The sequence below is a fragment of the Streptomyces sp. NPDC097619 genome (genome assembly GCF_040302735.1).
In the GTDB taxonomy this organism is placed as follows: domain Bacteria; phylum Actinomycetota; class Actinomycetes; order Streptomycetales; family Streptomycetaceae; genus Streptomyces.
The window spans coordinates 1-20,468 of the sequence record NZ_JBEOSD010000011.1 but is presented as its reverse complement, the minus strand read 5'-3'; the positions used below and the strand labels follow the sequence as shown (position 1 = coordinate 20,468).

Annotated in this window: 19 protein-coding genes and 1 pseudogene; 11 read left to right on the top strand and 9 right to left on the bottom strand. The window is 72.5% G+C overall.

Features of this window, described 5'->3' with window-relative positions; all coding sequences use genetic code 11:
- Positions 1-35 precede the first annotated feature (35 nt).
- Positions 36-695: a PAQR family membrane homeostasis protein TrhA gene (gene trhA, locus ABTZ17_RS05150; protein WP_352194117.1), complete on the top strand. Its 660-nt coding sequence runs from the start codon at positions 36-38 to the stop codon at positions 693-695.
- Positions 696-833: 138 nt separating this feature from the next.
- On the opposite strand, the gene ABTZ17_RS05145 is transcribed toward trhA, so the two are convergent.
- Positions 834-2,906 (bottom strand): thioredoxin domain-containing protein, encoded by a 2,073-nt coding sequence (locus ABTZ17_RS05145; RefSeq protein ID WP_352194116.1) that lies wholly within the window; start codon positions 2,904-2,906, stop codon positions 834-836.
- A gap of 216 nt (positions 2,907-3,122) precedes the next feature.
- Positions 3,123-4,874: an AIPR family protein gene (locus tag ABTZ17_RS05140; protein WP_352194115.1), complete on the bottom strand. Its 1,752-nt coding sequence runs from the start codon at positions 4,872-4,874 to the stop codon at positions 3,123-3,125.
- Between the two features lie 319 nt (positions 4,875-5,193).
- Between ABTZ17_RS05140 and ABTZ17_RS05135 the strand changes: the two genes are divergently transcribed.
- A complete protein-coding gene (locus ABTZ17_RS05135) occupies positions 5,194-5,466 on the top strand; it encodes a hypothetical protein (RefSeq protein WP_352194114.1) in 273 nt (90 codons plus the stop codon).
- A complete protein-coding gene (locus ABTZ17_RS05130) occupies positions 5,463-5,870 on the top strand; it encodes a type II toxin-antitoxin system VapC family toxin (RefSeq protein ID WP_352194113.1) in 408 nt (135 codons plus the stop codon). The genes ABTZ17_RS05135 and ABTZ17_RS05130 overlap by 4 nt, the downstream gene beginning before the upstream one ends.
- Positions 5,871-5,903: 33 nt before the next feature.
- Here ABTZ17_RS05130 and ABTZ17_RS05125 read toward each other — a convergent pair.
- Together ABTZ17_RS05125 and ABTZ17_RS05120 are read right to left on the bottom strand one after the other, a co-directional pair.
- Positions 5,904-6,062, bottom strand: a pseudogene (locus ABTZ17_RS05125) (DUF255 domain-containing protein); the annotation flags it as partial.
- Between the two features lie 145 nt (positions 6,063-6,207).
- The gene (locus tag ABTZ17_RS05120) at positions 6,208-6,393 is read right to left on the bottom strand and encodes a hypothetical protein (protein WP_352194112.1); all 186 of its coding nucleotides are present in this window, start codon (positions 6,391-6,393) and stop codon (positions 6,208-6,210) included.
- Between the two features lie 843 nt (positions 6,394-7,236).
- Here ABTZ17_RS05120 and ABTZ17_RS05115 point away from each other — a divergent pair.
- From ABTZ17_RS05115 to ABTZ17_RS05100, 4 genes are all read left to right on the top strand, one after another.
- On the top strand, positions 7,237-7,938 hold the full coding sequence (locus ABTZ17_RS05115) for a hypothetical protein (protein ID WP_352194111.1): 702 nt from the start codon (positions 7,237-7,239) through the stop codon (positions 7,936-7,938).
- Positions 7,939-7,949: 11 nt separating this feature from the next.
- On the top strand, positions 7,950-8,537 hold the full coding sequence (locus ABTZ17_RS05110) for a hypothetical protein (protein ID WP_352194110.1): 588 nt from the start codon (positions 7,950-7,952) through the stop codon (positions 8,535-8,537).
- Positions 8,534-9,634, top strand: coding sequence for a hypothetical protein (locus ABTZ17_RS05105; RefSeq protein WP_352194109.1), 1,101 nt, complete (start codon positions 8,534-8,536; stop codon positions 9,632-9,634). The genes ABTZ17_RS05110 and ABTZ17_RS05105 overlap by 4 nt, the downstream gene beginning before the upstream one ends.
- A gap of 149 nt (positions 9,635-9,783) precedes the next feature.
- Entirely contained in the window at positions 9,784-13,191 is a 3,408-nt protein-coding gene (locus ABTZ17_RS05100; protein WP_352194108.1) for a tetratricopeptide repeat protein, read from the top strand.
- A gap of 258 nt (positions 13,192-13,449) precedes the next feature.
- Here the strand turns inward: ABTZ17_RS05100 and ABTZ17_RS05095 are convergent, their stop codons facing one another.
- Both ABTZ17_RS05095 and mca read right to left on the bottom strand, forming a co-directional pair.
- Positions 13,450-13,674, bottom strand: a complete 225-nt coding sequence (locus ABTZ17_RS05095; protein WP_352194107.1) for a hypothetical protein — start codon at positions 13,672-13,674, stop codon at positions 13,450-13,452.
- Positions 13,667-14,548: a mycothiol conjugate amidase Mca gene (gene mca / locus ABTZ17_RS05090; RefSeq protein ID WP_352194106.1), complete on the bottom strand. Its 882-nt coding sequence runs from the start codon at positions 14,546-14,548 to the stop codon at positions 13,667-13,669. Before mca ends, ABTZ17_RS05095 begins: the two co-directional genes overlap by 8 nt.
- Before the next feature lie 123 nt (positions 14,549-14,671).
- On the opposite strand from mca, the gene ABTZ17_RS05085 reads away from it, so the two are divergent.
- The gene (locus ABTZ17_RS05085) at positions 14,672-15,076 is read left to right on the top strand and encodes a DUF4307 domain-containing protein (protein ID WP_352194105.1); all 405 of its coding nucleotides are present in this window, start codon (positions 14,672-14,674) and stop codon (positions 15,074-15,076) included.
- Between the two features lie 51 nt (positions 15,077-15,127).
- On the opposite strand, the gene ABTZ17_RS05080 is transcribed toward ABTZ17_RS05085, so the two are convergent.
- From ABTZ17_RS05080 to ABTZ17_RS05070, 3 genes are all read right to left on the bottom strand, one after another.
- A complete protein-coding gene (locus ABTZ17_RS05080) occupies positions 15,128-15,373 on the bottom strand; it encodes a hypothetical protein (protein WP_352194104.1) in 246 nt (81 codons plus the stop codon).
- Positions 15,370-15,831, bottom strand: a complete 462-nt coding sequence (locus ABTZ17_RS05075; RefSeq protein ID WP_502994598.1) for a sigma factor-like helix-turn-helix DNA-binding protein — start codon at positions 15,829-15,831, stop codon at positions 15,370-15,372. The genes ABTZ17_RS05080 and ABTZ17_RS05075 overlap by 4 nt, the downstream gene beginning before the upstream one ends.
- Positions 15,832-16,101: 270 nt before the next feature.
- Complete coding sequence (locus tag ABTZ17_RS05070) at positions 16,102-16,629, bottom strand: MarR family winged helix-turn-helix transcriptional regulator (protein ID WP_352194102.1); 528 nt, start codon at positions 16,627-16,629, stop codon at positions 16,102-16,104.
- 184 nt (positions 16,630-16,813) lie between these two features.
- Here ABTZ17_RS05070 and ilvA point away from each other — a divergent pair, with 184 nt between their 5' ends.
- From ilvA to ABTZ17_RS05055, 3 genes are all read left to right on the top strand, one after another.
- Positions 16,814-18,067: a threonine ammonia-lyase gene (gene ilvA, locus ABTZ17_RS05065; protein WP_352194101.1), complete on the top strand. Its 1,254-nt coding sequence runs from the start codon at positions 16,814-16,816 to the stop codon at positions 18,065-18,067.
- A 374-nt stretch (positions 18,068-18,441) separates the two neighbouring features.
- The gene (locus ABTZ17_RS05060; protein ID WP_352194100.1) at positions 18,442-19,449 is read left to right on the top strand and encodes an ATP-binding cassette domain-containing protein; all 1,008 of its coding nucleotides are present in this window, start codon (positions 18,442-18,444) and stop codon (positions 19,447-19,449) included.
- A complete protein-coding gene (locus ABTZ17_RS05055) occupies positions 19,446-20,324 on the top strand; it encodes an ABC transporter permease (RefSeq protein ID WP_502994597.1) in 879 nt (292 codons plus the stop codon). The genes ABTZ17_RS05060 and ABTZ17_RS05055 overlap by 4 nt, the downstream gene beginning before the upstream one ends.
- The last annotated feature ends 144 nt before the right edge of the window (positions 20,325-20,468 follow it).

Below are 20,468 nucleotides of genomic sequence, written 5' to 3'. Positions count from 1 at the left end.
CGGGGAACCTACGGCACCGTAGGTAGCATGGCGGCATGACTTCCGATGCCGCCGCCGTCCCCCTCAAGCCGCTGCTGCGCGGCTGGCTGCACGCGGGAATGTTCCCCGCGGTGCTCATCGCCGGACTCGTCCTGATGACCTTCACCGACTCCACGAGCGCGCGGGTGGCCTGCGGGGTCTACGTGCTCACCGCCTGCCTCCTCTTCGGAGTCAGCGCCCTCTACCACCGGGGCACCTGGGGCCCGCGGGGCGAGGCCGTGCTGCGCCGGCTCGACCACGCCAACATCTTCCTGATCATCGCGGGCACCTACACCCCGCTCACGGTGCTGCTGCTCCCGCCCTCCACCGGGCGGACCCTGCTGTGGGCGGTGTGGATCGCGGCCGCCGCCGGCATCGCCTTCCGGGTCTTCTGGGTCGGCGCCCCGCGCTGGCTGTACACCCCCTGCTACATCGCGATGGGCTGGGCGGCGGTCTTCTTCCTGCCCGATTTCATGCGCACCGGCGGGATCGCGGTCCTGGTCCTGGTGATCGTCGGCGGCCTGCTCTACAGCGCGGGCGGCGTCATCTACGGCATGAAGCGCCCGAACCCCTCCCCCCGCTTCTTCGGCTTCCACGAGGTCTTCCACTCGCTGACCCTGGCCGCCTTCGTGGCCCACTACGTCGGGATCTCGCTGGCGGCGTACAAGCACGCGTAGCACCCCCGGCGGGGGCGGGGCGGGACCGGGGCAGCTCGGGGACGACCGCCGCGGCGCACGCGAAGGGGCCCCGGCCGTGACGACGGCCGGGGCCCCTTCGGCGTGGTGAGGGCCCGTATCGGGGTCGGTACCCCCGTGTCAGGGACGGGCCGGGGCCAGGTCGGCGGCGAGCTCGGCCGGGTCGGTGGTCGGGCGGGCGCACACGAAGTGGCGGCACACGTAGGCGGCGGGCCGGCCGTCCACCGGACCCCGCCCGTCCAGCAGCGGGAACTCCGCCTCGGCCGTCTGCTCGCCCTCCGGGTCCGTGCCGGTGCCGACCGCGACCACGGCCCCCGGGGCCGTGCCCAGCAGTGCCGTCCGGTGCAGGGCCGCCGTGGCCGGCTCCACCGGGTCGCCGACCACCGCCACCTCCCGCGGCCCGTCCACCAGCGCCTCCGCCACCGCCAGCCCCCAGCCGATGAAGCGCGGCACCCGCGGGCCGAGCGCCTGCACCACGCCCAGGGCCCGCTCCGCCGCCGTCCGGTGCGCCTCGGAACCGGTGTGCGCCGCGTACGAGAGCAGGGCGCCGGCCGCCGCCGTCCACCCGGAAGGGGCGGCGTTGTCGGTGGGGTCCTGCGGGCGCCGGATCAGCTGCTCCGCGTCGTGCGCGGTGTCGTAGAGGGTGCCGTCCTCGGCCGTGAACCGGTCCAGGACCAGGTCGGTCAGGAAGCCGGCGAACTCCAGCCACACGCCCTCGCCGGTGACCGCCGCCAGCGCGAGGAAGCCCTCGGCCACGTCCCCGTAGTCCTCCAGCACGCCCGCGTTGGCCCCGGCCCGCCCGTCCCGGCTGGTGCGGGCCAGCCGGGCCCGCCCGGAGGAGGCGTCGAAGTGCACCCGCACCAGCAGGTCGGCGGCCTCCGTGGCCCGCTCCACCAGGTCGGGCCGGTCGAAGTAGGCCCCGCACTCGGCGAGCGCGGCGATGGCCAGACCGTTCCAGGCCGCCACCACCTTGTCGTCGCGGCCCGGCGCGGGCCGCTCCGCGCGCGCCCGCAGCAGCCGCTCCCGGATGTCCGCGATCCGCCCGGCCTCCGCCGCCGGCCCGTCCTGCGGGAGCTGGAGCACCGACCGGCCGTGCTCGAAGGTGCCTTCCTCGGTGACCCCGAAGTACTCCGCGGCCAGCTCCCCGTCGGCCTCGCCGAGGACCTCCCGCAGCTGCCCCGGGGTCCAGGCGTAGTACGCGCCCTCCTCGTGCTTCCCGGTGTCCGGATCCTCGCTGTCCGCGTCGAGCGCGGAGGCGAACCCGCCCTCCGCGGTGCGCAGTTCCCGCACCATGAAGTCGGCGGTCTCCAGCGCCACCCGGCGGGCCAGGGCCGACCCGGTGCTGCGCCACAGGTGCGCGTACACCCGGCAGAGCAGGGCGTTGTCGTACAGCATCTTCTCGAAGTGCGGCACGACCCACTCGCGGTCCACCGAGTAGCGGGCGAAGCCGCCGCCGAGCTGGTCGTAGATCCCGCCGCGGGCCATCGCCTCGCAGGTGTCGGCGGCCATCTGGAGGGCGCCCTCGGAGCCGGTCCGGGCGTGGTGGCGCAGCAGGAACTCCAGCACCATCGACGGCGGGAACTTGGGCGCCCCGCCGAACCCGCCGCGGGTCGGGTCGTAGTCGCGGGTGAGCGCGAGCAGGGCCTTGCCCAGCTCCTCCGGCCCGGGCACCTCGGCCCGCCCGTAGTCCAACTGCCGCTCGGACAGGTCCCGCACGATCCGCCCGGCGACCTCGGCCACCTCGTCCCGGCGCCCCTCCCACGCGGTCCGCACCCCTTCGAGCACCTGAAGGAAGGACGGCATCCCGTGCCGGGGTTCGGGCGGGAAGTAGGTCCCGAAGTAGAAGGGTTCGCCCTCGGCGGTCAGGAACACCGTCATCGGCCAACCACCCTGCCCGGTCGCGGCCTGCACCGCCTCCATGTAGACGGCGTCCACGTCGGGCCGCTCCTCGCGGTCCACCTTCACGCTGACGAAGTGCTCGTTGAGGTACGCGGCGACCCCGTCGTCCTCGAAGGACTCGTGCGCCATGACGTGGCACCAGTGGCAGGAGCTGTACCCGACGCTCAACAGCACCGGCACCCCCCGCTCCCGGGCCTCCGCGAACGCCTCCGGCGACCAGGGCCACCAGTCGACCGGGTTCTCGGCGTGCTGGAGCAGGTACGGCGAGGTCTCATCAGCAAGGCGATTCGGCATGCTCGCAGTATTCCAGCCACCAGACCTACCGCGCGGAGCGGCCGGCCAACACGCCGAGTAGCAACTATCCAGTTCTCGACCTCTGCACCCCTGGGCACGAAGGACCACTGACTACCGTCCGAGTATTTAAATTAGTGAGCCGCCCACACCGAATAGCTGGGACCGCTACCCCCTCAGCGCGGGCACGGATAATCATCGGACTCCTAGTACGAGCGATTAGTGCGTGACATGCTTGGCGAATTCTTCAAACGTTTCCCTGTTGTGCCTACGCGCCGCATTCACCTGGGCTCGGAAGTTACTCACCGCCTTATCGACGACACTTCGGTTCCGGAGGGGACTAGATGTGACCAAAGGGTCGCGCAGTTGGTCCGGAGCGAAAGCCAGCAGCGACTCAACCACTGGCTGCCACGTCTCAGAAGCCTTGGGCATGGCAAGGTTCCTCTTGAACATGAGGGTATAGGAGTCGGTTACGGCAGCGCTCACGAGGATCTCAATAACACTGCCAATCGCCTCGACGGCCAGCACAATCGATCCGCGAAGGCTCAGCCAGTCGAGCAAATCGGCCTGATCCTGGAGCCTATCCTCGGGGTCAATACGGCCAAGCTTCGTCTTCTCCAGCTCAACAGCGCGCATCAAGCTGGACACGAAGAGAATATGCTTCGCCGTCACGCGTTCCGGAAAGACCCGACTGTAGATGTCGTCTTGCTCCCAGATCTTACTCTTCTGATGGTAGGCGACATCGGCCGCTCCACGAAAGGCCGAAAGCGCCTGAGCAGCGGTCTCGGCGGACAGCTGATTTTCCCCCGGCCGTCGAATTACATCCTCTGCTCCACCCCGACGGCCGCCGTTATATCCGACGACACCCAGTTTGATGAAATCTTCGACCAGACGCCGCTGGATGCCATCGTTGCTACGGAAGTCCGAAGCCTGAGTGGGGTTCTGCCGGTTATTGAAGCGGACAATGCTCTTGACGGTCTCCGGGTCGTCACAACGGATAAATCGGGCGAGCACGTGACTCTCCTCGCCGATCTCATTAGCCGGAATAGATCCGATTGCGCCGGTCGTCTGGGCGCCGTTGACGATACCCAGACCGGTGATCACCAAGGTTTCACTGTCAGCGACTTGAAAATCGTGAACCAACGCGGTGATGCCGTTATTGTAGGCCCAAAGATTCGTCGGCTCGTTGCGCGCCGTGTCCTGAATTCCGTTATTGATATTACTCTGCGACCGACGACTACCAAGATAGTCACGAACATTCGCCGAGAAGAGCTTGGCCCCATACTCCTGGTATCGACCGTGGAGCCAGCGGACCGGCACGCTCGTGCACAGCGCCGTCCATTTCGCGCCGCGCTCCTCGAAAGCGCCAGGAATAGAAATTTGAAGAGTATCCGACACTAGAATCGGGGTCTGCGAGTTCTCGTATCGAAGCGTCAGAGTCTCGCGACCAAGTTCGATACTGGAGACATTAATATCGCCGCCAGGATACCCTTGGCGCAAGAGATCAAATGCAGCCCCTGCAGCGACATTGATTTCCTGGGCAATCTGCTGAGATTCTGGAAGGTTATGGACGTACCAAATCTCGACGTCGCCGACAGAATCGTCCGCCAGTGCATCGTGCAGTTCCCTCCACGCTCCCAGCAGAACGTCAGGCACACCCAGCGGCTCGTTTTTACTGAACAGCCAGTTCACTGCCTGATGAAGGCTCGCTGCCTTGCTGGAGGGCGCTTGCAACTTGGCCGCGTTCTGGGACTCGTACCCCTGGGCCAAGACGACACGCCCAGCATCGCGGTCAATATACAGAAGGTCACACGCCTTGTCGTTTGACGAATCAGTCAGCGCGGTGGCGGCTACCGCACCGATGTCCTCGATATCGAACGCCAACTGCAACGCGAACAGCAGTCGCTTGTTGGAGTCGTACTGGTCGAGGTCAACTCGCTTCTCAAGCGCAACTTCGAGGCTGTCTGTCACCTCGCCAGGCTACCCTCCAACTGCCATACTTCGGGCCTCACTTACTGGCAATACCACCACCCACTTGATCATTCTCCTGCTCGGCTTCGGCGAGGACGGTCCGGCTGCTCGGCCGTGCGCTCTCCGCGCAACTGGGCCAGCGGCACACTACGCTCGCCGGCTCGTCCGTCCCAGGCAACGGAGAGAGCGCCTCCCCGCCATCGGGCGTCGACCTCAGGCCGGGGCAGCTCGTCCAGGCAGAGGGTGTAGGTGCGCCCATCGGAGTCCGTGAGTGTCCATGATCCTCTCAATGTAATAGACCTTGTCGTACACTTCGGACATGAAGCCGACCCGCGCCGGAACCACTGAGAACATCTCCGTGTCCATGCCCACCGAGCTGGTCAGTGAACTCCGCTCTCGAACCGGCCGCCGCGGCCTGTCCAACTACATCACCGAAGCCGTCAGGCATCAGCTCGCCATGGACGGCCTCGCCGAGATCGTCGCGTCCCACGAAGAGGAGCACGGCGCGCTCACGGAGCAGGAGATCGAAGCCGCTCGCCGTGAGCTGTTCGGGGACGTGAATGCCGAGGACGTCGAGCGAGGCGCCGCGTGAAGGAGCAGGCGGCCCGCTCGCTTGTGCTCGACTCCGAGGCGCTCTCTCTGCTCCTGCGCAACGACCGCGGTATGGCGGCTCGCATCGAGGCATCCCGGCAGGCCGGGGTTCCCGTCCTCGTGTCCGCGCTGACCATTGTTGAAGCCGTACACGGGAAGACCGAACTGGCACGGTTGAAGTGGGTGCTCTCCCGACTTCGAGTGGAGCCGGTCAGCCAGGAGGACTCCCTGACTGCCGTGGAGCTGCTTCAGGACGCCGGTGGACTGCACGGACACAAGTACGCGATCGATGCCCTCGTCGCCGCGCTCGCGCTCCGCGTCCCGGCTCCCGTGATCGTTCTGACCTCAGACCGTGACGACTGGTCGAAGCTCTGCGGGAAGCGCGTGATCATCAGAGACGTGTAAGCACCGTCGACTATTGGGTCTGTGAGTTCACTTACAGCGGTGGCAGGAGCTGTACCCGACGCTCAACAGCACCGGCACCCCCCGCTCCCGGGCCTCCGCGAACGCCTCCGGCGACCAGGGCCACCAGTCGACCGGGTTCTCGGCGTGCTGGAGCAGGTACGGCGAGGTCTCATCAGCAAGGCGATTCGGCATGCGGCCAATCTATGCCGTGTCCCCGCCCCACCACGGCCCCGGCACGACCCGGGAAGGCGGGGGTGACCCGAGGCGACGAACACGGAAGCCGCGTGCCGGACCCTGCCGTGCGGGACGACGCCGAGGCGTCCCGCACGGCCAGGGGTCAGGCCGGACTCAGGTAGGTGGTGATCGCCATGCCGAGTCCCGCCACGGAGACGAAGGCGACGCCGCCCGTCTTCACCGCGGCGGGGCGCGAGCTGCCCCCGATCAGGCTGCACAGGACGGCGGTCAGCGCGACGACGAGCGCGATGAGCACGACGATGATGACGGTCATGACCTTGAACTGCACCGGGTTCCTCCCCACAGGGGGTCAGACCGATGCCACGGAGGCAGCCCAGCCCGACCACCCTGCCGTTGACGACAGGTCGATCCATCCGAGCGCTGCCGGTGATCGCGCCCCGTGCGGCTTGGCTGCCTGTGTCATCGCCCGCATACGAACCTGTACCGGTGCCTCAGACCAACCAGGAAGACCGGTCCCCATCGGTGCACCAGCGGGAACCACTGGCACCAACGGCCCGCAAGGGAAGGATGTTCCCGCAACCACGCCTCCGCTCATGTGACCTGAGTCACAGTCAGTCGGATGATCCGTCAGAACGACGGGGTCGGTTGCGCCTAGCTCCGCGAGGACGCCGCGCCGGGGGGGGCGAGAGCGGGACACGAACCGGGTCACCACAGCCCCCTCCGCAACACGCCTCTCACGTTGAGTGAAGTTTCCATAACCGATCCGTCCTCCCCGGGACGGGCCCCCGCCGCCCGCCCTACGGTGACGCCACATGACGGAGGCAAGTCCCCTGAGGCACCTCCCGCGGCGCAGAGGAGACAACGTGCCCTTACCCCCCGACGACGCCGCGAGCACCATCGACGGCGCTCACGTGCCGGCGCGCCTCACCACGCCGGACGACGGGGCGGATGGCGTGACGAACAGCCCTCACCACGTGCCCGGTCGCATCGTGGTCGAGCCCGGTGGGAACGAACTCTCCCGCCGGGGCGTGCGGCCCGCGGTGTCCGGGACCGTCACGTGGTGAGCCCCCCACCGGGGGAGCCGGACCCGCCGCCCGCGTCCCCCGCGCCGCCCTTCCCCGCCGCCGCGCCACCCCCGCCCCCTCCCGAACCGTCCCCACTGGCCGCGCTCGTGTCGGACACGCGGCGGCGCGGCGCCCGCAAGGGGTGGGCCTACGCGCGGCAAGCGGGCGAGAAGGCGTTCCTCGAGCTCGGCCCGACCAGGGCCGGTCACACCGTCGCCGGGATCGCCGCCTGCTGCGCGGCCCTGATGATCATGCTCACGTTCCACTTCGACCAGTCCTGGCGCGACAGTTCGCCGGTCGACTACCAGCGCAGCGGGAGCACGACCACCATCGAGGTGACCGTCCCCACCGAGGGCTGGTACGCCCTCTGGGAGGAGACCCCCGCGACCGGACCACCCCCGCCGGCGACGGAGTTCGGGACCACCGTGGGGGCGAAGGCACTGCGGAAGGGGCCGATCGGACTGTTCGGCGGCCCTGGCTCCCACACCCCCTACCAGGTGCGGCTGGACGGCCGGCAGACGATCGGAACGCCCATCGCCGTCGGCCTCATGGGCGCCGGCACCTACCGGATCACCGTGCACCGCGGCGAGGGCGCCCGTCCCGGCCACGGCCCGCTGGCCTTCGGCCCCGAGCCGGAGGCCGAGGAACTCGTCATCGGCGACGGAACGACCGGTTTCGCCACCTACCTGACCGCCTCGGCCTTCCTCGCCCCGGCCGCGATCGCCGCCGCGACCTCCGCGATCTGCGCCTGGCGACGCCGCGCGGCCGCCCGGAAGTTCCTGCGGACCCTCGGCATCCACCCCACGTGAGGAGAACACCGATGGGCGGACCCCCGTCCTCCACCGGCTCGGAGCCGCCGACCGGCCCGGAGCCGACCGCCGGACCGGTCGGCACCCCGGGCCCGGCCCGCCCCCGACGCTTCGGTGAGGAACCAGGGCGCGACCGCACCGTGCGGTCCGGCGACCCGGCCGGGCGGGAACGTCCGGTCCCGGACGAACCCACCGCACCGGACGGTCCCGCCACACCGGACGACACCGGCACCGACGCCGACGCCGGTCCCCGGGCCAAGGAGTACGTCCTCCTGGCCCTGGTGGTCCTCGTCTCCCTGGCCGCGCTCACCGTCACGGTCCTCGCCGCCGTCCGCGGCGGGGGCACGGCCACCCGGGACGCCCTCACGACCGCGCTGGTCCCCGCCCGGGGCGACAGCACGGCACGTGCCTTGCTCGGCAGCGTGACCCTCCTGACCCTGCTCACCGGTGGACTCGCCCTCGCGGGGGGCCGCTTCCGGCGGGTGGGACTCCACCGGACCCACCGGCTCTTCAGGGCACTGGCCGTGCTCAGCGTCCCGGTCCTGATCTGGATCGTGGTGGACGCCTCCGACACCCTGGTGCTGAGGACCGGATCATGACGGAACCCGAGCCCACGCCACCACGCACCCCCGCCCCGCCCCCCACCGCCGCCCCACTGCCCCCTCGCCCGCGCGCGAGCACCGAGGACGGGCCGGAGTTCCGGTCCGCTGCCGCGCCGGAGCCGGCCGAGGAGCCCGGCGCGCCACCGGCGGTGCGCCCGGACCTCGGGCCCGCGGCCCCGCCCGGCCCGGGACGACGCCTCCTGGACCGGGCCGCCCGTCCCAGCCGCTCCCGGCTGACGGGAGCGGCGGCCCTGCTGGCCGTCGCGCTGCTCAGCGTCGGCTCGCTGCTGCCCTGGGTGGTGGGCCCGGACGCCGGCGCCGTCGTCTACGGCTACCACGAGACGGCACGCGGCGGGCTCGCCCTCGGCTCCCGGCTGGGCACGGCGGGCGGCGACGGATACGTCACCCTGCTCATCGGACTGATCGCCCTGGTGCCGGGGGCGCTCTACCTGTTCGGACGGTACCGGACCGCGCAGCAACCGACCCTGCTGGCCGCGGGGGCCCTGGCCACCGGCTGGGCGGTGGTCGACCTCGTGGAGCTCGGCACGGTCCCGCGGACCGACGGCGTTCCGCTCCGTCTCGACGCCGGGGCGGGACTGTACCTGGTGACGGTCGGGGCCGTCCTTCTCCTGCTCACCGGTGCGGTCGCGCCCCGTTCCCGTCCGCAGGACGTGCTCGCCGCGTCCGCGAGGACGATGGCGCTCTGGCGGCAGGGCTTCCACCAGGAAGCCCTGAACGAGCAGCAGCGCCTCGTGGGGAAGGCCGCCGGGGCCTGGCACGGCGGTCACCCCCAGGTCCTCCTGGAGTGGATCCGGCTGATGGTCATGTACCGACAACTGGGGCTCCACGCCAACGCCGGGGAAGCGCTCCGGCACGTCCTCGCTTCGAGCGCCTCGCTGGCGCTCGACCCTGACGCCCCGGGCACGGAGCTCTCGGGCCGCCTCGCCTTCGCCTCGCAGGTCCTTCGCGTCCTCCGCACCCTGGACCCCGCGACGGCACAGGTGGTCCTGGAAGAACTGCTCCACGGGCTGTCCTCCGGCACGCGGGCGCAGCAGAACCTCGCGCAGGAGTTCCGGAGGCTCCTGAACGCCTGAGCGCCGCCGCTCCGACCCGGAAGCCCGCGGTGCCGAAAGCTCTGAACTCCCTCAACTCCTGTCCCGCGGCGCATGATCCGCGCGCGCGGGCGGGTATCCCGGTGACACCGGGGGCCGGTCGGACCCGGCGCCGAGGAGGGGGCCCAGGGATGCGCGACGTACATCGGGGTGAGGTGGACCGGCTCGTGGTGCGGGCCGTGGAGGAGGAGGTGCGCCGCTCCGGGGGGCGCGTGGAGCAGGGGCAGTTGCTGGCCCGGGCGCGGACGGCACTGGACGCCATCGCGGCGGGCGGGCAGACGGAGTACGAGGCGTGGACGCGGGCGCTGGACGAGGCCGCGGCCTCCGAGCAGTCGCTGGGCGAGGCCTTCCGGCGCGGGAACACCGCCACCGCCGCGCTGGTCACCGCGGTCGCGGCGGTCGCCGCCACCGGAACGGACCTGGCCTTCGGCCTGGACACCGGGTCCGCGCTGGCCGCGGGGGCCGTGGTGGCCGCCGCCGGGGCCGCCGCCACCGTGCTGAAGGTGACCGCCACGCACTGGCCCGCCGCCCACCGCCGGGCCGGCGAGCTGGGCCGCCCCGGCGGCAGCGAGCAACTGCGCCTGCAGTGGCTGTCGGCCGTGGAGGTCCGCGGGATCCGGCCGTTCCTCGACGAGCAGCGGGCGGTGGCCTCGGCCCGGCCGGAGCGCCGGTCCGGGCCGGCGGAGTCCGCGAAGGCGGCGCCCCGGCTGCGCGGTACGGACCGCAGCGCGGCCGCACTGCGGCGCAGCGCCCTGGAGCAGTCCTTCGGCCGGCTCCCGGAGCCGGCGGGCCCGTTCGCGGGGCGGCGCACGGAGCTGAACCGGATCGCGCAGTGGGTGCAGGCGGCCCGGGCCAGTACGGAGACCCGCCCGGTGGTCGTGGTGCTGCACGGCGAGCCCGGTTCGGGCCGGACCTCGCTGGCGGTGCGGGCGGCGCACGGGCTGCGGGACCAGTACCGGGGCGCCTGCGTGGTGGACCTGCGGGGCGGTTCGCTGAGCGGGGACGCCCCGCTGCCGACCCGGGAGGCGCTGCTGCACCTGCTGAACCGCCTGGGCGCCCCGCGCGAGCAGTTGTTGTTCCGGGAGCGGACCTCGCCGCAACAGCAGGTGCGGCGACTGTCGGAGCTGTACCTCCAGCACCTGCGCGGGCTGCCGGTCACGGTGGTCCTGGACGACGCCGTGGACGCCGAGCAGGTGCGGCTGTTGGTGCCGGAACGCTCGGACAGCCTGGTGCTGGTGACCGCGCGCGAGCCGCTGACGCTGCCCGCGGACATGGCGGCCTGGGTGCACCAGCTGCCGGTGACCCCCCTGCCGGAGGCCGAGGCGGAGGCGGTCCTCCGGGCGGCGGTCCCCGCCGGCGGGGGCGCGGGTGCGCACGGGGGCGCGGGCGGTGCACACGGCGGCGCGACGGACAGCACCGGGGGCCGGTACGGCGACCGGGCCGACGGCCTGGCGGACGACCGGGACGGCGGCGTCTACGACGGGCGGGCCCTCGCCGCGGTGGTCCGCTTCACCGGCGGCCTGCCACTGGCCCTGCGGCTGACGGGCCCGCTGCTGGGCACGCACACCGCCCGTGACTTCGAGGGGCATCTGGTCACGGCTCCGGGCACAGCGGGAAGCACGGGACCGGACCCGCGGGAAAGCGCGGGACCACGAGGGATCGCGGGAGCGGAGGGGAGCCCGGGCGCGGTCCCGGCCGCCGTGACGGAGCGGGTGCTGGAGCTGTCGTACGCGCACCAGTCGGAGGCCGGGCGACGGCTGCTGCGCCGGCTGTCGCTGGCGGGCCGGGTCTCGGTGGGCGGCGCCGCGGCGGCCGCCCTGTCCGAGGACGGGGACGCGGAGGCGCTGCGCCTGCTCGGGGAGCTGGCCCGGGCCGGGCTGGTGGACCACGTGCGCGGGCAGCGGTACCGGCTGCACGACTCGGTGCGCGCCTTCGCCGCCGTGAAGCTGCGGGCCGAAGAGGACGTGGCGGCGATCACGGCGGCGCAGGAGCGGCTGATCCGGACGTACGCGCGGCTCGCGGACGCGGTGATCAGGATGGTCGACGGGAAGACCTCCACGCGCGCGGACCACTTCGGGGACCACGGATTCCCCTCGCTGGACGCGGCCCTGCGCTGGCTGGACGAGGAGTCCAGCTTCATCACGGCCACGCTGCGGCACGCGCAGGGCGTGGACCAGCGGGCCGTCCTGGACCTGCTCGGCGCGCTCTGCGACCACTGCCTGCTGCGCGGGGACCTGTACCGGCTCGGCGAGATCAACGAGCTCGCCCGGGCCGTGGACCAGGGGCTCCTGACCCGCTCGGTGCAGTGGCGCACCGGCATCGCGGCCCGGCAGCTCGGCGACCTGGACACGGCCCGCTCCACACTGACCTCGGTGGTGGACTCGTACCGGGAGGCGCAACACGGGGCGGGGACGGCGCGGGCGCTGTGTTCCCTGGGCATCACGCTGCACCACCAGGGGCAGCTCGCGGAGGCCGCGGCCAAGCTCCGGGAGGCGGCGGAGCTGCAGTCCGTCCCGGAGCTGGCGGCCGACCTGGCCTGGACCCGACACGCCCTGGCGGCCGTGGAGCGGGACCGGGCCCGCCTCGCGGAGGCCGCCGAGCTGCTCGCGGCGGCGCTGGCCGGGCACCGGGAGAGCGAGTCCCTGCACGGCCAGGGCTGGGCGCACTTCCAGCTGGGCCAGGTGTACGTGCGCCGCGGGGACACCGCGGGCGCCGAGACGGAGCTGCGCCGGGCCCTGGAGCTGGCGGGGCGCACCCGCGACGGCCGCGCCGAGGCCTGGGCGCTGACCGAGCTGGCCCGGACCCGACTGGTGGCCGGGGATCCGGCGCCGGCCGTGGAGGGGCTGGTCACGGCGCTGGCCCGGCACCGGGAGGCGGAGGACGCGCGCGGCGAGGCGTGGACCCTGTACTACCTGGGCCAAGCGCTGGAGGAGGGCGGGGACCCGGACCGGGCGGTCCGGGAGCTGGAGCGGGCCCGGACGATGTTCTCGCGGATGCGGGACGTGTACGGGCTGGCCTGCGCCCGGCATCACTCGGGGCGGCTGACCCGGGACCTGCGGGCGGCCCAGACCGGCGGGCTGCGCAATTCGGGGTTCGCGCGGCAGTTGCTCGCGGACGCGCGGGCGGACTTCCGGCGGATCGGGCTGGCGCACGGGGAGGCGTGGACCTGCCTGGAGCTGGCGGTGGTCGACGCGGGCAACGCCCGGCTGGGGCAGGCCCTCGGGCTGTGCGAGGAGGCGGCGGAGCTGTTCGCCTCGTACGGGGACGCGCGGGGCGGGGACTGGGCCCGGTTCCTGCGCTGCACGCTGCTGCCGTACACGGCCCGGGAGTCCGGGGAGGGTGCGGCCCGGGCCCGGGAGGAGCTGGCGGCGCTGGCCGCGGCGGCCCATCCGGCCCGGGACGGGGCCCTCGCGGACGCCCTCGACGCCTACCGGGTGGCCCTGGACCGCGGGGTGGACCCGGGCGCGGGCTGGCAGGCGTGGCGGTTGGGCCTGACCCCGAACCGGCACTCGCGGGAGGTGATGGGCGTCCCGGCCTGACCGGGGTCACACGGCGCCGGGCACGGGCGGCGAGGCCGTCGGGGGCGGCACGACGGCCTCGGACGGCACGACGGTCACTGGCACTGGCACTGGCACTGGCACTGGCACGGACAACGCGAGGGGCCCGCCGCCCCGGACGGGGACGACGGGCTCGGGATCGCGGCGGGACCGCGGTGTGCGGCGGGGCCACGGCAGGACCGCGGAGACCGGCGGGACCACGGAGACCGGCTCCGGGGGCCCCGCGGCCCGGGTCGCCGCCTACGCCGTCTTGGCGGCCTCGGCGCCCTTCTCGGTGGCGCCCGGCTCGGGCGCCTCCTCGAAGTTCACCTTGCCCATGTGCCGGTTCATGGACTTCATCAGGCCCCACACGCCGACCGCGAGGACGGCGAAGACGATGAAGCCGAGGATGCCGGGCGTCACCTTGTTCTTGTCGAAGGTGTCGGCCGCCAGGGGGATCAGCTCGAAAGCGCTCATGTCAGGCATTGTCGCGGATGCCCGCGAAGAGGTCGTCCTCGGGGAGGGAGGTCGGCACGAGCGCCTTCACGAGCTCGTACTCCTCGGTGGGCCAGATCTCCCGCTGGACGTCCAGCGGCACGCGGAACCAGCCGCCGTCGGGGTCGATCTGCGTGGCGTGCGCGATGAGGGCCTTGTCACGGATCTCGAAGAACTCGCCGCACGGAACGTAGGTGGTCAGGGTCCGCTCGTTGCGCCCGAACTCGTCCCAGCGCTTGATCCACTCGCCGTAGGGGGACTCCATGCCGCGCTCCAGCAGCCCGTTGTGCAGGGCGAGGGTCCGCGGCTTGTTGAAGCCCTGGTTGTAGTAGAGCTTCAGCGGCTGCCAGACCGGCCCGAACTCCTCCTCCGGGTAGGCGGCGGGGTCGCCCGCGCCCTCGAAGGCCACCATCGTGATCTTGTGGGTCATGATGTGGTCGGGGTGCGGGTAGCCGCCGTTCTCGTCGTAGGTGGTGATCACCTGCGGGCGGAAGGAGCGGATCTGCGCCACCAGGCGCCCGGCGGCCGCGTCCACGTCCTCCAGGGCGAAACAGCCCTCGGGGAGCGGGGGCAGCGGGTCGCCCTCCGGCAGGCCGGAGTCCACGTAGCCCAGCCACTCCTGGCGGACGCCGAGGATCTCGCGGGCCTCGTCCATCTCCTTGCGGCGGACCTCGTGGATGTTCTCCTCGATGTACTTGTCGCCCTGGAGCTTGGGATTGAGGACGGAGCCGCGCTCACCACCGGTGCAGGTGACGACCAGGACGTCCACTCCCTCGGACACGTACTTGGCCATGGTCGCTGCGCCCTTGCTCGACTCGTCGTCGGGGTGGGCGTGGACGGCCATCAGTCGAAGCTGCTCAGTCAAGACTCGATCCCTCGGTGATGGGGCGGGGTGGACGGCTTCTATAGTGACCGAACCGGGGGACGGAAAATTCCGCGGGCCCTCGGGTCCGCACGACAGAAGAGCCCTGCCGAAAGGATCCGGTCGATGAACGCGGTACGCGAGAGCCTCCCCGAGGGCCGGTACGGCCGCTCCGCGGACCAGCGCGCGGACCGCAACCTGAAGATCATCGGCTCGGTGCTGGGCGCGGGCATGCTCGGGCTGGTCGCCTGGTTCGGCTACGACTACGTCGGTGGCCAGACGGTGAGCGGTGAAGTGATCAAGTTCCAGGTGGTCTCGGACAGCGAGGTGCGGCTGCACCTGGAGGTCCGCAAGTCCGACCCGGCCGCCAAGGGCGTCTGCACGGTCAACGCCCAGGACGTGGACCACGCCGACGTGGGCCGCGCCGACTTCCGCTTCGACGCGACCAGCAAGCGCATCGACGAACTGATCACCCTCAAGACCACGGCCCGCGCCACCACGGTCGAACTCATCGGCTGCCAGTCCGACTGACACCCCCGGTCGAGTTCCCGAGTCCACCCGGGCCACTGGGGCCGGGTCGTGTCACGGGCCCTCGAAGGGCGGGGCGTAGGTGGAGGGGGGCAGGACCCACGGTTCGGTGAGGGCGGCCCAGACCGTGAAGGCTGTGACGGCCACCGCCAGCAGGAACCAGGCCGTGCGCCGGAGCGCGCGGCGGCGGCGCAGCAGGTGGTGGCCGCGGCCGGCGGCGAGTGCGGCCAGGTCCGGGGGCACGGGTGGGTGCGGGCCGTCGAGGAGGGCCCTGACCTCGGATTCGTGGCGGGCGCTCACGAGGCCCGCCGGGGTCGGGGCGCGGTGAGTGCGGCGAGGGCGCGGGCGTAGCGGGCGCGGACCCGTTCCGGGGAGAGGCCGAGCTGGGCGGCCACCGTCTCCTCGGCGACCCCTTCATACAGGCGCAGCACGAGCACCAGGCGGAGTCGGGGCGGGAGACCGCCGAGGGGGCCCTCGCCCGCGTGGTGCCGGCGCCAGGCGGTGCGGGCGTAGGCGGCGCAGAGTTCGCGGCGGGCGTGGGCGTACGGGTCGTCGTCGCGGAGCCGGTCCCAGCGGGCGTAGGTACGGGCCAGGGCCTCGCGGAGCAGGGCGCGGGCGGTCGGGTTCGCGCCGGTGGGTTCGGCGGTGAGCAGGGTGGCGGCGTGCAGCAGCCGGGCCGCGGCTCCGGCGACGAACGCCTCGAACTCACCGTCCCCGGAAGCGTGTTGTACGGACCCCCGTGCACCCACGCCTTCCATTGGGCGGGAGGCGGGAGGGTTGGTCAAGGGGTCGGCGGGCCCTGGGGCGCGGGGCGGTGGGCAGTGGGCGCCGGGCGAGGACCTGGGGGCGGGGCCCGGACCTCGGGGCCGGACCCCGGACCCGCCGGCATGCCACCCCGACCCTCGCCGGGCCGCCCGCGTCCCCGGTGGAGTTCGCCGGGGCACCACGGCCCCGATGGTCGTGGGTCGCCGGGGCCGCCGGGGCCGGCTCGCGTGCCCCGGCGCACCCCACCCGCAGCGCGGCGGGGTTCAGGAGGCGGCGGTGCCGGTCTCCTGGCGCTCCAGGCCGGGGGCGGCGGCCATGCGGTCGGCGAGGGCGAGGTTGAAGCGGGTCAACAGGGCCGTGAAGGAGTCCCGTTCCTCCTCCGTCCAGTCCTCCGTCACCAGGGCCATCAGCTCGCGGCGGGAGGACCGTACCTCCTCCAGCCGGGACAGTCCGCGGGGGGACAGCGCGAGGACCACGGCGCGGCCGTCCTCCGGGTGCGAGGTCCGCTTGACCAGCCCGGTGTCCACCAGCGGGGCCACCTGCCGGGTGACGGTGGAGGAGTCGATGCCCATGCCCGCGGCCAGTGCCTTGACCCCCATCGGCCCTTCCAGGTCGAGCCTGTTGAGCAGCAGGTACGCGGCGCGGTCCATGGAGTTGCGGGCCTGTCCGACGCCGCCCAGCCGGGTCTGCTCCGCGCGGCGCGCGAAGACCGCCACCTGGTGCTGGAGGGCGTCGAGGAGGCCGGCGTCGGGAGCGGCCGGCACGTCGGGATGGGCCGGGGTGGAGGGCATGACGAGAGCTCTCTTCAGACACGGGGGCGAGCAGGATGGGGGACAGAGTACGCGGAGCGGGTGCGGCGCGTACCGCTGCTGCGCAATCCGGTACGGCCGATCCCGGCGGCCCCCGCGGGCCCGCGGGCGTCCCGGCAGGTGGCGGGCCCGGGCCGCGGTCCGCGCCGGCTGCGAGACTGGCCGCATGAGCACCATCGGTTCCTCCGGCTACGGACTGCCCGCGCCCCTCCCCCAGGTGATCCTCGACGATGTGCGGGGAGCGCAGAAGATGCTGTCCGGGGTCTCCCGGGTGACCCCGATGGAGGGCAGCCGGTACCTGTCCTCGCTCGTCGGCGCCCCGGTGCACCTGAAGTGCGAGAACCTCCAGCGGACCGGCTCCTTCAAGCTGCGCGGCGCGTACGTGCGGATCGCCTGCCTGACCCCCGTGCAGCGGGCCGCCGGGGTGGTCGCGGCCAGCGCCGGGAACCACGCCCAGGGCGTGGCCCTGGCCTCCTCGCTGCTCGGGGTGCGCTCCACCGTGTTCATGCCGGTCGGGGCCCCGCTGCCGAAGGTGGCGGCGACCCGCGAGTACGGGGCCGAGGTGATCCTCTCCGGGCAGGTGGTGGACGAGACCCTCGCCGCCGCCCAGGAGCACGCGGACCGGACCGGGGCGGTGTTCATCCACCCCTTCGACCACCCGGACGTCATCGCCGGGCAGGGCACGGTGGGCCTGGAGGTCCTGGAGCAGTGCCCGGAGGTCTCGACGATCCTGGTCGGGATCGGCGGCGGCGGACTGGCCGCGGGGATCGCGGTGGCCGTGAAGGCGGTCCGCCCCGACGTGCGGATCGTGGGCGTGCAGGCCGCCGGCGCGGCCGCGTACCCGCCCTCGCTGGCGGCCGGCCACCCCGTCCCCGTGGAGGCGCCGAGCACGATGGCCGACGGCATCAAAGTGGGACGGCCCGGGGACCTGCCCTTCTCGATCATCGCCGACCTGCTGGACGACGTGGTCACGGTCTCGGAGGACGCCCTCTCCAGTGCCCTGCTGCTCTGCCTGGAGCGGGCCAAGCTGGTGGTGGAACCGGCCGGGTGCAGCCCGGTCGCGGCCCTGCTGAGCGAGCCGGAGCGGTACGGGCGCGGCCCGGTGGTGGCGGTGCTGTCCGGCGGCAACGTGGACCCGCTGCTGCTCCAGCGGATCCTGCGGCACGGGATGGCCGCGGCGGGCCGGTACCTCTCCCTCCGGGTCCGGGTCACGGACCGGCCGGGGGCCCTGGCCGGGCTGCTGGGCGTGCTGTCCACGGTCGACGCCAACGTCCTGGACGTGGGGCACGTCCGGACGGATCCGCGGCTGGGCCTGACGGAGGTCGAGGTGGAGCTCCACCTGGAGACCAAGGGCCCCGACCACTGCACGGAGGTCGCCCGAGCCCTCCACCGGGCCGGCTACCCCCTGAGCAACCCCTAGGGCACGGCGGCCACGACGGCGACCACGATCCAGCCCCGCCGGCGCTCAGGGCACCGGCGGCCACGATCGAGCCCCGCCGGCGTTCGAGGCGCGGGGACCACGACGGAGGCCCGATCCAGCCCCGGCGGCGTTTGAGGCGCGGGGGCGGCGCCCCCGCATAGGGCCGCGGTAGCGGCTTGCCCTGAAGCCCGGCCGGCGCTTGAGGCCGAGGCCCACTCCCGGGGGGATTCCGGGTAATTCCCTCGCGCGACGCGATATGACGCGTTACGGTGACCGCCCCAGCCCCATCGCCCCCGCCCACCCCAAGGGCGGAGCCCCGCGCACACCCATACGATTTGCCTAGGAAACACCCGATTCCCACTGGGAGAATCCCTATGCCAGGCGCCATCTACGCCGAGGGCCTCGTGAAGACCTTCGGCGACGTACGTGCACTGGACGGCGTGGACCTCGACGTGCCCGAGGGAACCGTCCTCGGCCTGCTCGGCCCGAACGGCGCGGGCAAGACCACGACCGTACGCGTCCTGACCACCCTGCTCCAGCCCGACAGCGGCCGCGCTCTCGTCGCCGGGATCGACGTACTGAAGCACCCCAACGAGGTCCGCCGTTCCATCGGTCTGTCCGGGCAGTTCGCGGCCGTGGACGAGTACCTCACCGGCCGCGAGAACCTCCAGATGGTCGGCCGGCTCTACCAGATGGGCGCCAAGGCCGCGAAGACCCGCGCGGACGAGCTGCTGGAACGATTCGGCCTCGCCGAGGCCGCGGACCGCACGGCCAAGACGTACTCCGGCGGCATGCGCCGCCGCCTCGACCTGGCCGCCGCCCTCGTGGTGCGGCCCCCCGTGATGTTCATGGACGAGCCGACCACCGGCCTCGACCCCCGCAACCGGCAGGCCCTGTGGGACGTGATCCAGGAACTGGTCTCCGGCGGCACCACCCTGCTGCTGACCACCCAGTACCTGGAGGAGGCCGACCACCTCGCGCACGACATCTGCGTGGTGGACCACGGCAAGGTGATCGCCCGCGGCACCTCCGACGAACTGAAGGCCCGCACCGGCGGCGAGCGCGTGGAGGTGGTCGTGCACGAGCGCGGGCAGATCCCCGGCGCCCGCGAGGTGCTCGGCCTCTACGGCAAGGGCTCCCCCACCGTGGAGGAGCACACCCGCAAGCTGACCGTCCCGGTCACCGGCGGGGCCAAGCTCCTCGCCGAGGTCATCCGGGACCTCGACGCCCGCGGCATCGAGATCGACGACATCGGGCTGCGCAGGCCCACCCTGGACGACGTGTTCATCTCCCTCACCGGCCACGCGGCGGAACAGGCCGAGGACACCGACGAGGGGACGGCCGGAGCGGCCGACACGGCCGGGAAGGAGACCGACCGGTGACCGGTACCGAACTCAGCCCCGGAACGGGCGGACCGGGCGCCGGGACCATCGCCCCGGCCCCCCGCGGCGGCATCGTCCAGTCCGTCCAGGACTCGCTGGTGATCGCCAAGCGGAACCTGATCCGGATGTCCCGGATCCCGGAAATGATCATCTTCGGCGTGATCCAGCCGGTGATGTTCGTGGTGCTCTTCAGCTACGTCTTCGGCGGTTCGATCAGCGTGGGCGGGAACACCTCCCCCGACGCCTACCGCGAGTTCCTGATGGCGGGCATCTTCGCGCAGACCGTCACCTTCGCCACCGCCGGAGCCGGCGCCGGCATCGCGGACGACATGCACAAGGGCCTGATCGACCGCTTCCGCTCCCTCCCCATGGCGCGCGGGGCGGTGCTCACCGGCCGCACCCTCGCCGACCTGGTGCAGACGACGCTCACCCTGATCGTGCTGGCCGTGGTCGCCCTGCTGGTGGGCTGGCGGACCCACGAGAACATCCTCAAGGTCCTGGGCGGCTTCGCCCTGCTGCTGCTCCTCGGATACGCCTTCTCCTGGATCGGCGCCCTGATCGGCCTGTCCGTGCGCACCCCGGAGGCGGCCACCTCGGGCGGGCTGATCTGGCTCTTCCCGCTGACCTTCATCTCGAACGCCTTCGTGCCCTCGCAGAACATGCCGACGTTCCTGCGGCACATCGCCGAGTGGAACCCGTTCAGCGCCACCGTGCAGGCGGCCCGCGAGCTGTTCGGCAATCTCCCCGAGGGCTACCCCACCCCGGACGCCTGGCCCATGCAGCACCCGGTGTGGGCCTCGGTGATCTGGTCCGTCCTGATCATCGTGGTCTTCCGCACCCTGGCCGTCCGCAAGTACCGCTCGGCCACGGTCTGAAGCCGTAGCCGGTGGCCGGTGGCCGGCAGTCGGAAACCGGAAGCCGAAGCGGAACGCGAACGAAGGGGGGGGGGGGCCCCCCCCGGGGGGGGCCCCCCCCCCGGGGGGGGGGCCGGGGGGGGAGCCCGGTTGGGGGGGTTGTGG

Bases quoted from the DNA above. Each gene is read 5' to 3' on its own strand.
- ABTZ17_RS05075 (WP_502994598.1), bottom strand. From the start codon at position 15,831: ATGGAAGGCGTGGGTGCACGGGGGTCCGTACAACACGCTTCCGGGGAC.
- ABTZ17_RS05060 (WP_352194100.1), top strand. From the start codon at position 18,442: ATGCCAGGCGCCATCTACGCCGAGGGCCTCGTGAAGACCTTCGGCGAC.
- ABTZ17_RS05135 (WP_352194114.1), top strand. From the start codon at position 5,194: ATGAAGCCGACCCGCGCCGGAACCACTGAGAACATCTCCGTGTCCATG.
- ABTZ17_RS05110 (WP_352194110.1), top strand. From the start codon at position 7,950: ATGGGCGGACCCCCGTCCTCCACCGGCTCGGAGCCGCCGACCGGCCCG.
- ABTZ17_RS05100 (WP_352194108.1), top strand. From the start codon at position 9,784: ATGCGCGACGTACATCGGGGTGAGGTGGACCGGCTCGTGGTGCGGGCC.
- ABTZ17_RS05085 (WP_352194105.1), top strand. From the start codon at position 14,672: ATGAACGCGGTACGCGAGAGCCTCCCCGAGGGCCGGTACGGCCGCTCC.
- ilvA (WP_352194101.1), top strand. From the start codon at position 16,814: ATGAGCACCATCGGTTCCTCCGGCTACGGACTGCCCGCGCCCCTCCCC.
- ABTZ17_RS05145 (WP_352194116.1), bottom strand. From the start codon at position 2,906: ATGCCGAATCGCCTTGCTGATGAGACCTCGCCGTACCTGCTCCAGCAC.
- ABTZ17_RS05095 (WP_352194107.1), bottom strand. From the start codon at position 13,674: ATGCCTGACATGAGCGCTTTCGAGCTGATCCCCCTGGCGGCCGACACC.
- ABTZ17_RS05070 (WP_352194102.1), bottom strand. From the start codon at position 16,629: ATGCCCTCCACCCCGGCCCATCCCGACGTGCCGGCCGCTCCCGACGCC.
- ABTZ17_RS05105 (WP_352194109.1), top strand. From the start codon at position 8,534: ATGACGGAACCCGAGCCCACGCCACCACGCACCCCCGCCCCGCCCCCC.
- trhA (WP_352194117.1), top strand. From the start codon at position 36: ATGACTTCCGATGCCGCCGCCGTCCCCCTCAAGCCGCTGCTGCGCGGC.